11 protein-coding genes are annotated in these 13,994 nt (G+C 52.0%); 8 read left to right on the plus strand and 3 right to left on the minus strand.

Translation table 11 applies throughout. The features are described 5' to 3' along the window. Positions 1 to 41 precede the first annotated feature (41 nt). Positions 42 to 464, minus strand: a complete 423-nt coding sequence (locus ACSBQN_RS04050) for a nucleotide triphosphate diphosphatase NUDT15 (RefSeq protein WP_024473448.1) — start codon at positions 462 to 464, stop codon at positions 42 to 44. Positions 465 to 702: 238 nt separating this feature from the next. Here ACSBQN_RS04050 and fruK point away from each other — a divergent pair, with 238 nt between their 5' ends. Next, a complete protein-coding gene (fruK, locus tag ACSBQN_RS04055) occupies positions 703 to 1,641 on the plus strand; it encodes a 1-phosphofructokinase (protein WP_024473447.1) in 939 nt (312 codons plus the stop codon). Between the two features lie 6 nt (positions 1,642 to 1,647). On the opposite strand, the gene nfo is transcribed toward fruK, so the two are convergent. Then, complete coding sequence (gene nfo / locus ACSBQN_RS04060) at positions 1,648 to 2,490, minus strand: deoxyribonuclease IV (RefSeq protein ID WP_024473446.1); 843 nt, start codon at positions 2,488 to 2,490, stop codon at positions 1,648 to 1,650. A gap of 106 nt (positions 2,491 to 2,596) precedes the next feature. Continuing rightward, complete coding sequence (locus ACSBQN_RS04065; protein ID WP_036406030.1) at positions 2,597 to 3,685, minus strand: YeiH family protein; 1,089 nt, start codon at positions 3,683 to 3,685, stop codon at positions 2,597 to 2,599. A 181-nt stretch (positions 3,686 to 3,866) separates the two neighbouring features. On the opposite strand from ACSBQN_RS04065, the gene yieE reads away from it, so the two are divergent. From yieE to ACSBQN_RS04100, 7 genes are all read left to right on the plus strand, one after another. Continuing rightward, positions 3,867 to 4,733 (plus strand): DNA-binding transcriptional regulator YeiE, encoded by an 867-nt coding sequence (gene yieE / locus ACSBQN_RS04070; RefSeq protein WP_004238044.1) that lies wholly within the window; start codon positions 3,867 to 3,869, stop codon positions 4,731 to 4,733. 186 nt (positions 4,734 to 4,919) lie between these two features. Next, positions 4,920 to 6,401 carry an amino acid permease gene (locus ACSBQN_RS04075; RefSeq protein ID WP_214167550.1) on the plus strand — a complete coding sequence of 494 codons (1,482 nt, stop codon included), beginning with the start codon at positions 4,920 to 4,922 and terminating at the stop codon, positions 6,399 to 6,401. A gap of 344 nt (positions 6,402 to 6,745) precedes the next feature. After that, positions 6,746 to 7,837, plus strand: coding sequence for an ABC transporter substrate-binding protein (locus ACSBQN_RS04080; RefSeq protein ID WP_152695893.1), 1,092 nt, complete (start codon positions 6,746 to 6,748; stop codon positions 7,835 to 7,837). 28 nt (positions 7,838 to 7,865) lie between these two features. After that, the gene (locus ACSBQN_RS04085) at positions 7,866 to 8,963 is read left to right on the plus strand and encodes a FecCD family ABC transporter permease (RefSeq protein WP_004238048.1); all 1,098 of its coding nucleotides are present in this window, start codon (positions 7,866 to 7,868) and stop codon (positions 8,961 to 8,963) included. Between the two features lies 1 nt (position 8,964). Next, the gene (locus ACSBQN_RS04090; protein WP_152695640.1) at positions 8,965 to 9,783 is read left to right on the plus strand and encodes an ABC transporter ATP-binding protein; all 819 of its coding nucleotides are present in this window, start codon (positions 8,965 to 8,967) and stop codon (positions 9,781 to 9,783) included. A gap of 277 nt (positions 9,784 to 10,060) precedes the next feature. Beyond that, the gene (locus ACSBQN_RS04095) at positions 10,061 to 12,025 is read left to right on the plus strand and encodes a ligand-gated channel protein (protein WP_354633237.1); all 1,965 of its coding nucleotides are present in this window, start codon (positions 10,061 to 10,063) and stop codon (positions 12,023 to 12,025) included. 582 nt (positions 12,026 to 12,607) lie between these two features. Further along, positions 12,608 to 13,987, plus strand: a complete 1,380-nt coding sequence (locus tag ACSBQN_RS04100) for an APC family permease (RefSeq protein ID WP_036406025.1) — start codon at positions 12,608 to 12,610, stop codon at positions 13,985 to 13,987. Positions 13,988 to 13,994 lie beyond the last annotated feature (7 nt).

A 13,994-nucleotide genomic window follows, 5' to 3' on the forward strand; every position in this document is an offset into this window, starting at 1 on the left:
AGCAATTGCCGCACCGGTAGTCAGGCGCGGCATGTAACGGATTATTTTGTCAGATAAAACTGACCGGTCTGCCACAGATGAATGGCGTTGCGGCTGGCTTCAAAATGCGGCTCCGGCAGGTTGTCCGGTGAGCACCAGATAATACCGTCAAATTTATCCGGCTCCCGGATCACCGGCAGCGTATCGCTGTCATAGTGTGCCAGCAGGCAGACAGACACAGTATGCTTGCCTTCCGCCCGGTATGTTTCCAGGTTATTGCACAGCCCGATAACCTTCGGGTCAGTAAGGGTAATGCCGATCTCTTCCTGAATTTCACGGATAGCGCAGGCTTCAAAGGTTTCACCGGGGTCAACATGTCCCCCGAAAATGGACCAGTATGGCGCATGTTTACCGCTGCGTTTACCCAGCAGCACCTCACCTTTGCTGTTGATAATAACCACCCCGGTACCGACGACGACTGACATTATTTTTTCCTTCTTTTTAATCAGATTGCGGGCGCTATGGTACACTTCCGTGCGCCGGAGTGACAGCCTGTCTATTTTTGACAATATTTTCCTGCAAAATGAATGATTCAGAGCATAGAATATCTGCCTGTCTGTGTTATAACTGAAACGATTCAAAAGCAGCTGTTGTATCATGCTGCATAATATTACTAATGATTATAACCCGTTAGCCAAAAATAACAGAGGGAGCACCCGGCTGATGACCCGTCGAGTAGCCACAATTACCTTAAATCCGGCCTATGACCTTGTGGGGATGTGTCCGTCCCTTGTCCCGGGCGAGGTGAACCGTGTCAGAACGGTCGGGTTACATCCTGCGGGAAAAGGGATTAATGTCGCCAAAGTTCTGCGCGACCTCGGGGTGGATGTGACTGTCAGCGGCTTTCTGGGGAAGGATAATCAGGAAGAATTTCAGCATTTTTTCAGTGAGAACGGGCTGGCAAACCGCTTCCATGTGATCCCGGGGCGCACCCGGATCAACGTGAAACTGACCGAAAACAGCGGCGCGGTGACGGATCTGAATTTTTCCGGTTTCCGTATCACCGAAAGCGAGTGGCAGAAGTTTATGGCCGATTCGCTGACCTGGCTCGGGCAGTTCGATATGGTGGTGGTCAGCGGCAGCCTGCCGGAAGGTGTGGATCCGGCGTGGTTCACCACCTGGATGAGCCGCCTGCGCCAGCTGTGTCCGTGCATTATTTTTGACAGCAGCCGTGAGGCGCTGGTGGCCGGTCTGAAAGCTACGCCGTGGCTGGTGAAGCCCAACCGTCATGAACTTGAGGTCTGGGCGGGTAAACCGCTGCCGGAACTGAAGGATGTGATTAACGCCGCCCATGCCCTGCGGGACAAAGGCATTGCCCATGTGGTGATTTCGCTGGGACAGGAAGGGGCGCTGTGGGTGAATGCCTCCGGTGCCTGGCGTGCACTGCCGCCGCATTGCGAGGTGGTGAGTACTGTCGGGGCAGGGGATTCAATGGTCGGCGGCCTGGTATACGGACTGCTGATGAGCCAGAGCAGCGAACACACGCTGCGGATGGCGACAGCGGTGTCTGCACTGGCAGTGAGCCAGCCCGGCGTCGGTGTCCGTGACCGCGCCGAACTGGCTGCAATGATGGCAAAAATTAAACTCAGCCCGGTGGTATAACCCGGGTTATTTCTCCAGCGATTTCAGCCAGGCAATTTCCTGCGCCCAGATATCGGGATTTACGGTTTCCAGCACCATCGGGATGCCGTCGAACCGTTTATCTTTCATAATAAACTCAAACGGTGCATTGCCGATTTTACCCTGACCGAGACTATCGTGGCGGTCAACACGGCTGGCGAATTCACTTTTTGCATCATTCAGGTGCATGCCCTTCAGATACTCAAACCCGACAATGCTTTCAAAATCCGCAAAGGTGGCTTTGCAGGTTTCCGGTGTCCGCAGATCATACCCGGCGGCAAACGCATGACAGGTATCGATACAGACACCAACGCGGGATTTATCCTCCACATCGTCAATAATGGCGGCCAGTTGCTCAAAGCGGAACCCGAGGTTGCTGCCCTGTCCGGCGGTATTTTCAATCACGGCAATCACACCGCTGGTTTTATCCAGCGCAATATTAATGGATTCCGCGATCCGCGCCAGACAATCATTTTCCTCAATCTTATTGAGGTGGCTGCCGGGATGGAAATTCAGACGGTCGATCCCGAGCTGTTCGCAGCGCTGCAATTCATCAAGAAATGCCTCGCGGGATTTTTCCAGTGCTTCTGTTTCCGGATGGCCGAGGTTAATCAGATAGCTGTCGTGGGGCAGGATCTGCCCGTGGCCGTAGCCGTATTTTTTGCAGTTGGCCTTAAAGGCCGCGATGACGTTTTCCGGCAGAGGGGCAGCTTTCCACTGACGCTGATTTTTGGTGAACAGGGCAAAGGCTGTGGCGCCCAGTTCATGCGCACGGATAACCGCCTGATCAACACCACCGGCGGCGCTGACGTGTGCTCCGACATATTTCATTGGTTTTTCTCCTTCTTTGTGCCGATTATGGCATAAGGAACCGGAGAATGCAGTGACAGGATATCCCGGCCGCACAACCGGGATATCACAGCAAAGAAAGGGAGGATCAGCCGGTGATCAGCGGGATAAGCAGGTTAATCGCCGCACCGCCGCCAATCAGCCAGCCGAACAGCACCAGCGCCATCAGCATCGGCTTGATACCGGCCTGACGGATAGCACTGACGTGAGTGGTCAGGCCGAGTGCCACCATTGCCATCGCCAGCAGAATGGTATCGAGTACAATAATCTGGCGGACAATAATTTCCGGGATCAGATGGAAGGAGTTAAATCCGGCCACCAGAATAAAGAAGACGGCAAACCACGGGATAGTGATTTTGGATTTTTCCTTCGCCGCGCCCCCGGCACTGCTTTTCTGACGGCTCAGATACTGAGACAGGATCAGAAGGAACGGCGCCAGCATCATCACGCGGATCATTTTACTGATCACGGCGCTGTTTTCCGCATCCGGGCTGATGGTGTGACCAATCGCCACTACCTGTGCCACTTCATGTACGGAAGACCCGGCATACACCCCGAAACTCATGTCGGTGAACGGCAGCCAGCCCAGTGCGGCATTGAGATGGAACAGCCACGGGTACAGGAAGATGCCGATGGTGCCGAAAATCACCACCGTGGAGACCGCAACCGCCACTTTACTTGCCGGGGCTTTAACCACCGGCTCGGTGGCCATCACTGCTGCCGCACCACAGATACTGCTGCCGGCACCAATCAGAATGACGGTTTCTCTGTCCAGTCCGAACCATTTACGGCCGATATACATGGCGATCAGGAAAGTACTGGTCAGCATTACGGCATCAATAATCACGCCGCTGATCCCGACATCGGCAATCTGCTGAAATGTCAGACGGAAGCCGTACAGGATGATCCCCGCCCGTAAAAAATAGTGTTTGGCAAACCCAACCCCGGCTTCGCACTGTGGTTTGATATGCGGGTAAACGGTATTACCGGCAATAATTCCCAGCAGAATAGCCAGTGTCAGTGCGCCCAGCCCGAGGTTGATAAACCAGGGCATTTCCCCGAGCAGCATAGCGGCGGTGGTCAGAACCCCCGCCAGGACAAAGCCCGGAAGTAGTCTCAGCCACATCGGTTTTGCTGTGCAGCGGGCTTTTTCGGTTTTGATATGACTTTCAGACATAAGTAACTCACAAAAAGAAATAACGATGTGCAAAGCATAGCGGAAAGCGTAATATTTTTAAAATTCATAATAATTCTATAATCAACCTAAAAATCAGGTTAGCGGTAATGGCAATGTTAAATTATAAGTATAATGTTAATATGATGATAATAATCGGGATAAAATAAGGGAGCGCTTTGCCATGCGCATCACACTGAGACAGCTCGAAGTCTTTACAGAAGTTCAGAAGTCCGGTTCGACGACACAAGCTTCCCAGCAGTTAGCGCTTTCACAGTCCGCCGTGAGTGCCTCTCTGACGGATCTGGAAAATCAGCTGAATGTTCAGTTGTTTGACCGGGTCGGTAAACGGCTGGTGACCAATGAGCACGGACGACTGCTGTATCCGAAAGCCATTGCTCTGCTCGAGCAGGCCGGTGAAATTGAACAGCTGTTTAAAACCGATGCGGGGGCATTGCGTTTTGCGGCCAGTACCACTATCGGCAACTATATGCTGCCGGAAATGCTGGGGGCATACCGTGCAGTGCATGAAAATACACCGGTTGAATTATTTATCGCTAATACTGAGGAAGTGATTAAAGCCGTGCTGGAGTTCCGCGCGGATATGGGGCTTATCGAAGGGGTCTGCCATTCCCCGGAACTGATTACCGAGCCGTGGCTGGAAGATGAGCTGGTGATTTTCTGCAGCCCGGATAATCCGCTCAGTCAGAAAAGCAATGTGACTCCTGATGATCTGAAAAATGTGGCCTGGGTTCTGCGTGAACGCGGTTCGGGTACGCGGGAAGTGCTGGATCAGATCCTCTTTAACCGTCTGCCGGGTTTCCGCGTGGAAATGGAGCTGGGGAATTCCGAGGCCGTCAAACACGCGGTACGCTTCGGGCGCGGGGTCAGTTGTCTGTCGCGGCGGGTGATTGCCGAACAGCTGAGTAACGGGCTGTTGTCAGAGGTGAAGATTGCCGGGCTTACCCTCAACCGCACACTTTTCCGGATTTATCACCGTCAGAAACATATCTCCAACGCCCTCAATACCTTCCTGACCTATTGCCGCTGACGCGGCATCTGTTTCTTCTGCCGCCGGTTTCCGGCGGGCAGCTGAGGCAATTATAAGCCGGGTGCTTATAATTCCGCAGCGATTATGCAGGTATCTTATAATGCCGCATATTTGCTGGGTACAGTCCCGGGATTTCGCTACAATCACGCTCAGTGGATGAAAATAACTACATGAAACAGGATTGTAATGTCTCAGCAAGCAAATCAAATCGCGGGTGAACAACCGCAGACACTGCGCCGTGAATTAAAGGCGCGCCATCTGGCGATGATCGCCATCGGCGGATCTATCGGTACGGGGCTGTTTGTCGCTTCCGGTGCCACTGTTGCCCAGGCCGGTCCCGGCGGGGCGCTGTTAACCTATGCCATTATCGGCCTGATGGTCTATTTCCTGATGACCAGCCTCGGCGAACTCGCGGCCTATATGCCGGTATCGGGTTCATTTGCCACCTACGGCGCCAAATATGTGGATGAAGGCTTCGGTTTCGCACTGGGCTGGAACTACTGGTACAACTGGGCGGTGACTATCGCGGTTGACCTGGTGGCAGCACAGCTGGTGATGACCTACTGGTTCCCGGCGGATCAGATCCCGGGCTGGGTCTGGAGTGCGGCATTCCTGGCCATCATGTTCCTGCTTAACTTTATCTCTGTAAAAGGATTCGGTGAGGCGGAATACTGGTTCTCCTTAATTAAGGTCAGTACCGTTATCCTGTTTATTGTTGTCGGCGTGATGATGATCACCGGCATTATGAAAGGCGGGGAAGGTGCGGGCTGGCACAACTGGACTGTCGGTGAGGCACCGTTTAAAGGCGGCTTTGCTGCGATGATCGGGGTGGCAATGATTGTCGGCTTCTCCTTCCAGGGCACTGAACTTATCGGTATCGCTGCCGGCGAATCCAAAGATCCGGCCAAAAATATTCCGAAAGCGGTGCGTAAAGTGTTCTGGCGTATCCTGTTGTTCTATGTGCTGGCGATTCTGGTGATCAGCCTGATTATCCCGTACACCGACCCGAACCTGCTGCGTAATGATGAAACCGATATCAGCGTCAGTCCGTTCACCCTGGTCTTTGAACGTGCCGGTCTGCTCTCTGCGGCAGCGGTGATGAACGCAGTTATCCTGACAGCGGTACTGTCTGCGGGTAACTCCGGGATGTATGCCTCCACCCGTATGCTGTACACCCTGGCAAAATCCGGCAAAGCACCGAAACTGTTTGCCAAACTGTCCAAAGGCGGTGTGCCGCGTAACGCGCTGATTGCCACGACGGCGATTGCTGCGCTCTGCTTCCTGACATCGATGTTCGGCAACCAGTCTGTGTATCTGTGGCTGCTGAATGCCTCGGGGATGACCGGCTTTATCGCCTGGCTGGGGATTGCCATCAGCCACTACCGTTTCCGCAGAGGCTATATTAAGCAGGGCTATGACCTGAACGATCTGCCGTACCGCTCCGGTTTCTTCCCGGTCGGCCCGATCTTCGCCTTTATTCTGTGTCTGACCATCACCCTCGGTCAGAACTACGAAGCCTTCCTGCAGGATCAGATTGACTGGGTGGGTGTGGTCGCGACGTATATCGGTCTGCCGCTGTTCTTCGCCATCTGGTTTGGTTATAAAATTGTTAAGCGTACTAAGTTTGTCCGCTACGGCGAAATGGACTTTCCGGCCAGCCATAAATAAGGCTGTGTGACCCGATTTTGTGACATATCACGTAAATTGATAAAAAACCTGACGATCCTGGTCAGGTTTTTTTTATGTTTGTCGTTACAGGCTTCGCGGGGGTATCCACGGGTTGAAACTGTGTTTATCCGTTAAGTCAGTCGTTTTATCTGTTAATAATGAATATCACTTACAGATTATTTTTCGATATATCGTTATCACCTGATGATAACGAATATTGTAATGAGGAAGATAATTATTCCGTATTGATAAGAGTTCTTATTTGCTTTATTGTTAACGCCAATTTCTGACAGATAACAGGAGTCGGTAACGTGAAATTAGTATCTGTAGCAAAAGGGCTGACCATGAGCCTGGCAGCAGGGGCTGTTCTGATGAGCAGTGCAGCATGGGCGGAAACAGTGGTTGATGCCGCAGGACGTACAGTGGAAGTACCGGAAAAAGTGGAGCGCATCCTGTTAGGGGAAGGGCGTATGATCCACGCGGTGGCATTGCTGGAAGGGGACAAGCCGCTGGCACGTATTGCCGGCTGGCAGGGTGACTTCCGCAAACTCGACCCGCAGTCTTATGCTGTCTACAAAGCTAAATTCCCGGAAATCGACAAGATCCCGCTGATCGGTAACACGACAGAGGACAGCGTCAGTGCAGAAAAAGTATTAACCCTCAATCCTGATGTGGCAATTTTCGGCCTGGCCGGTCACGGACCGGGTAAAAACAGCGAGCTGGTCGGTCAGCTGGAAAAAGCCGGTATCCCGGTTGTCTTTGTGGATTTCCGCAACGAACCACTGAAAAACACTCTGCCGGGTATGCGTGTGCTGGGTAAAGTGCTGCACCGCGAAGAAAAAGCCAAAGCCTTTGAAGATTTCTATCAGAAGCAGATGAAGTTAGTCACTGACGTGACAGACAAAATCCCGGAAGATAAAAAACCGACCGTCTTTATCGATCTGCGCGCCGGGTCTTTCCCTGACTGCTGCGGTACTGCCGGTAACGGTAACCTCGGTAACTTTATCGATCTGGCGGGCGGTAAAAATATCGCCAAAGAGGTTCTGCCGACACCATTGGGTACCATGAACCTGGAAAAAGTGATTGCGGCGGATCCGGATATCTATCTGGTCAGCGGCGCGAAAGCCCCGGGCAGCACCGATGCGGGTGTTCAGCTGGGTGCGCAGGCAACAGAAGCGGATGCCAAAGCCAGTCTGAAAGCCATTACTGAACGTAAGGGCATCAATACGCTGACCGCAGTGAAAGAAGGGCGTGACTATGCTATCTGGCACAACTATTATAACTCACCTTATAACGTGATTGCCGCGCAGGCCTTTGCCAAGTGGTTCTATCCGGAACAGTTTAAAGATCTGGATCCGAAGAAAACCATGGATGACATGTACAGTCAGTTCCTGGCTGTCGAACCAACCGGCACATACTGGGTCAGCGGTAAATAATTTTAAGTAGTCAGCAGGTATTTGAATAATGAGTATTACCACAGAAGCAATGCTACAGACGAAGCCGGAACAGGCAGGCAGTGAATTAAGCTGTGATGTGAAATCACATTACCGGCGTGTACTGCGCAGGCGGCTGATGTGGATGTTTGCGGTGGTTGCGGTAATACTCTGTACCGTGGTGCTCGATTTCACCATGGGGCCGTCCGGGCTGACCCTTGATGCACTCTGGCAGACCCTGGTGTCGCCGGAAAGTGTATCAGCGGGCACCCGTGTGATTGTCTGGGAAATACGTCTGCCGTATGCCCTGATGGCAGTGGTGGTCGGCATGTCTCTCGGTCTTGCCGGGGCAGAAATGCAGACTATCCTCAATAACCCGCTGGCGAGTCCGTTTACTCTCGGTGTCTCCAACGCCGCATCGTTTGGTGCGGCGCTGGCGATAGTCCTCGGGATTGGTATTCCGGGCGTACCGGATCAGTGGTTTGTTTCCGCGAACGCCTTTATTTTTGCCCTGTTTTCCGCGCTGATGCTTGACGGCATCACCCGCTGGACACGAGTGGCAACCTCCGGTGTGGTGTTATTCGGTATCGCAATGGTCTTTACCTTTAACGCACTGGTATCAATGATGCAGTTTATCGCCACGGAAGACACCTTACAGGGGCTGGTTTTCTGGACGATGGGCAGCCTGGCGCGCGCCACCTGGGTGAAACTGGGTGTGATGACACTGGCCTTTGCCATTCTGCTGCCGATTTCCATGAGTAACTCGTGGAAGCTGACCGCACTGCGCCTCGGCGAAGATCGCGCTGTCAGTTTTGGTATTAACGTGCGCCGTCTGCGTCTCGGTACGTTGCTGCGCATCAGTATTCTGACCGCGCTGGCGGTGGCTTTTGTCGGCCCGATTGCGTTTATCGGCCTGGTCGCGCCGCACATTGCCCGCATGATGTTCGGTGAGGATCACCGTTTCTATCTGCCGGCGAGTGCATTAATCGGGGCGCTGGTATTGTCGATGGCATCCATTGCCTCGAAAAATCTGATTCCGGGCGTGATTATTCCGGTCGGTATTGTGACATCACTGGTAGGTGTGCCGTTCTTCCTGAGCATGATCCTGCGTCATAAAGGGAGCATGTAAGATGGACCTGAATGCAATGTCTGCTCAGAGCGGGTTACAGATTAAACACTTCAATGCCGGTTATCCGAAACGGAAAATCATTGAAGACCTGAATGTTGAGCCTCTGCCGCGCGGTAAAATCACTGTGCTGCTCGGGCCGAACGGCAGCGGGAAATCGACCCTGCTGCGCTCTCTGGCCGGTCTGAACAAGGCAGAGGGACAGTTACTGCTCGACGGTCATGACCTGACGCGGATGAATTTTGCCGAACGCGCGAAGCAGGTGGTTTATCTGCCGCAGACACTGCCTGCCGGGGTGCACCTGCATGTGCTGGAATCTGTGATTGTTGCACAGCGGGCATCCGGCGGCGTTTCTGACCGCGACAGCGAGCAGGAAGTGATGTCTCTGCTGTCACAATTAGGCATTGAACATCTGGCTCTGAATTATCTGGATCAGTTATCCGGCGGTCAGAAACAATTAGTCGGGCTGGCACAATCGTTAATCCGTCAGCCGACACTGTTATTACTGGATGAGCCGTTGAGTGCGCTGGATTTAAATTATCAGTATCACGTAATGGATTTGGTGCGCCGTGAAACTCAGCGCCGGAATATTATTACGGTGGTGGTTGTGCATGATATTAATATCGCGCTGCGTCACGGTGATCATATATTAATGCTGAAAGACGGAAATTTAATTGCGGAAGGGGATCCGGAAGCGGTTATTACACCGGATAGCCTGGCAACCGTCTATGGTGTACGCGGCCGTATTGAGCACTGCTCACAGTCTGTGCCGCATGTTGTGATTGATGGCCTGGTGCCGCGCGCGGTTGCGGCACTGGCATAATAAAACCGGTTTATATTACATATTCTTTTTTATTCTCTGCGGAATATATTTCCGCAGAGGGTGATTATCTGCATGTCGCATATGTTTTTATGCGCTGATAATACATTGTTTTCTGTATAGTTTATATTTATAAAAACAAATAGCCTTATAAAAGGTAATAAAATAATGACGGATGCCTGCAATGGCAGGGTCATTATTATTTAAAAAAAGGGATATAAATCCCTGAGAGCGAATGTCGATTGTCCATAAATATATTATCTCTTGGAGAATCAAAAGAATGGTTATTTTTTCAAAACGAAAAGTGGCGGTATGTGTTATGGCAGCACTCGCCGCTCAGGTGATGGTTGCTCAGGCTGCAAATAAAGAAGACGTGATCGTGGTTACCACCGCATCCGGCTTCCAGCAGAAAATTGAGGATGCTGCGGCGACTATCTCCGTTGTTTCACGCGAACAACTGGAAGATAAAGCCTACCGCGATGTGACCGATGCCCTGAAGGATGTACCGGGTGTTGTGGTCACCGGCGGCGGCAGCTCGTCAGATATCAGTATCCGCGGGATGGATCCGAAGTACACCATGATCCTCGTGGACGGGAAACGGGTTGCCAGCCGCGAAACGCGCCCTAATAGTGATAACTCCGGTATTGAACAGGGATGGTTGCCGCCGCTGACTGCGATTGATCGCATTGAAGTGGTGCGCGGACCGATGTCTTCACTGTATGGTTCGGATGCCATGGGCGGGGTTATCAATATTATCACGCGGAAAGCGCAGGGTGAGTGGCATGCGAGCGTCCGGACAGATGCAACCATTACCGAACGCAAAGACAGCGGTAACACCGGGCAGGGAAGCTTCTTTGCCGCCGGTCCGCTGGTGGATAACCTGCTGAGCATGAAAGTGAATGGCCAGTATTCTCATCGCGGGGAAGATAATTTTGCGAACGGCTTTAACCGCCAGATTATGACCAGCGGCGGCGGTACACTGACATTAACGCCGGATGAGCAGAACAGCATCGATTTTGATTTCAAAAAAGATAATCAGCATCGTGATTCCCGTCTCGGGAAAAGTGCCTCTGCGCGCAGTAAAGAAAGCAGCTTCAGCAAGTATGAGATGTCGCAATATGCGATTACCCATGACGGTAACTATGACTGGGGCAGCATGAACAGCTATGTTCAGCGTAATGAAACCAAAAACCCGGGCCGTAATATGGAGTATTACGACACTATCGCCCGTAACCAGACTGTTATGCCGCTCGGCGACCATATGCTGAGCCTCGGCGGTCAGTACCGTTTCGAAGAGCTGAAAGATCAGGGTAATAAATTAGCCGGCAATAAACTCGATCGCTACAGCTGGGCACTGTTCGCAGAGGATGACTGGGCGCTGACCAATGATTTCACTCTGACCGGCGGTCTGCGTATGGATAAGGATGAAAACTTCGGTACGCACTGGACACCGCGTGTTTACGGCGTGTGGCATCTGGATGAGAGCTGGACAGTGAAAGGTGGTGTGTCCACCGGTTACCGCTCACCGGATCTGCGCCAGGCAACGGCTTCATGGGGTCAGGTGACCGGCGGCGGCAGTCTGAACGGTGTTATTTTCGGTAACCCGGATCTGAAACCGGAGAAAAGTGTCACCGAAGAGATCAGTGTGCTGTGGAATAATCAGGATAATCTCAATATGAGCCTGACTGTCTTTAACACTGACTTTAAAGATAAGATCACCGAAATCCGCCGTTGTGGTACAGGAACCGATACTATCTGTACGGAAAAAGATCCGGATAACAAAACCTACGATTTCATCAGTGACCGTATCAACGTCGATAAAGCCAATATGCGCGGTGTGGAAGCGATTATGAACTGGCAGATTGTCGAGTCTGTGGATCTGACAGCGAACTATACCTTCACCGATTCCGAGCAGAAGAGTGGTACTTTCAAAGGTAAACCGCTGAATAAGATGCCGAAACATATGGCTAACGCGACACTGAACTGGGATACCACGCAGGATATCAAAACCTGGAGCCGGATTAACTTCCGCGGCAAAACCTCCGATTATCTGTCCCGCACCAGCATGGCAACAGGAACCGGCTCTTATGCTACCGTGGATATCGGCGGCAGCTATCAGCTGAATAAAGACCTGAACTTTGTGGCGGGTGTGTATAACGTACTGGATCGCCGTATTAATAATGAAAACTACGGCGCCACACTCGACGGCCGCCGTTACAATATCGGCCTGAATTATAACTTCTGATGTAACCATCATTCATTATTATGTGCCGAAACACGGCGTCCTTTTCCGGGCGCCGTGTTTTTTATGACAGGCAGAGTGACTGCGAAATACACGATCAGCCGGATTTTTTAACGTTTCAGCTATAAATATTCAAAGTTTCATCACGGAAATTCTGCCGGTAAAGCGGTATGTAAAAAAATTACCGGATCAGGGCGAACAAAGCTTGAAATTTATGACTGAGGGGTGCAGAATGCGCCATCCAAAAAAATAACTGATGCATTTATACGCATCGGTTTTTTTTTTTGCACTAAAATATTGTCACCGACAAAAAAAGGGGCCGATAGGCCGGATAACTGTTTACTGAATTACACCGGACGATAAACACCGGTATGAGGATGCGATAAATGGCGCAATTTTTCACTTTTGCACCTGTGCCAATCGGCGCTGGCTGCTGCAACGACGACTACGGAGCACGGCGCTCCTGCTCAGCACTCCAAACCCCTTCTTACTTCACTGCCTACAGGCAGATGCGAAGTCTTCCCGGTAACACGCCATCTGATAGTAGTATCAGTATGATTGTCGGTGTTACGGGGGGATTCGCTCATGTCGCATAATACTACCCTCGATATTGGCCTGAACCGTACAGCTGCCAATAACCGCGTACAACTCGCAAAAACACTTACCCTCGTTCAGGTTGTCATGATGGGGCTTGCGTACCTGCAGCCGATGACTATCTTTGATACATTCGGGATTGTGTCCGAAATTACCAGCGGTCATGTTGCGACCTCTTATGCTATCGCACTGACAGCCATTCTTTTTACTGCGCTGAGTTACGGAAAACTGGTTAAACGGTTCCCGTCCGCAGGCTCGGCGTATACTTATGCCCAGAAATCCATGAGTCCGCATATCGGCTTTATGGTTGGCTGGTCATCGCTGCTGGACTACCTGTTCATGCCGATGATCAACATTCTGCTGGCAAAAATTTATCTTCAGGCAATCTTCCCTGACTGTCCGCCATGGATTTTCGTCGCGGGTCTGGTTTTCCTGATGACATTATTTAACCTGCGCGGTATCAATGTCGTGGCAAACCTCAATACCGGGATTGTACTGGTACAGGTTGCTGTGATGATTGTGTTTGTCGGTCTGCTGGTCCGTGGTGTGTCTGCGGGTGAAGGGGCTGGTACGCTGCTCTCCTTCCGTCCGTTTGCTTCCATTGATGCGGAACTGATCCCGATGATAAGCGGGGCGACCATACTGTGCTTCTCCTTCTTAGGATTTGACGGGATCAGCTCACTGTCAGAAGAAACACCGAATGCCGGGAAAGTGATCCCGAAAGCGATTTTCCTGACCGCACTGATTGGTGGTCTGATCTTTATCGCGGTGTCTTATTTCCTGCAGCTCTATTTCCCGGATGTGTCCCGTTTCAACAATCCGGAAGAGTCACAGCCTGAAATTATGTACATGGTGGCCGGTGCCTTCTTCCAGTCTATCATCCTGGTGTTCTCCTGCGTGACCGTGCTGGCTTCCGGTATGGCGGCACAGGCAGGGGTATCCCGTCTGATGTATGTGATGGGCCGTGACGGCGTGTTCCCGGAGAAATTCTTCGGCTACGTGCATCCGAAATGGCGTACCCCGGCACTGAACGTGCTGTTGGTGGGTGTGCTGGCGATGAGTGCAGTCTGGTTTGATCTGGTTACCGCAACCGCACTGATTAACTTCGGGGCACTGGTGGCGTTCACCTTCGTCAACCTGTCTGTGATTTCACAGTTCTACATCCGCGAGCGCCGCAACAAGACGCTGGGCGACCAGATTAACTATCTGCTGCTGCCGATTATCGGTGCCGCGACAGTGACCGTGCTCTGGTTCAACCTCGATGCGAAATCGATGGAACTGGGTCTGAGCTGGGGCGCGCTGGGTCTGATCTATATGTTATGGCTGACCCGCCGTTTCCGCCGTCCGATGCCGCAGATGCCGGAACAGTAAGTCTTTA

The sequence above is a fragment of the Morganella sp. B601 genome (genome assembly GCF_051172335.1).
Classification (GTDB): Bacteria; Pseudomonadota; Gammaproteobacteria; order Enterobacterales; family Enterobacteriaceae; genus Morganella; species Morganella morganii.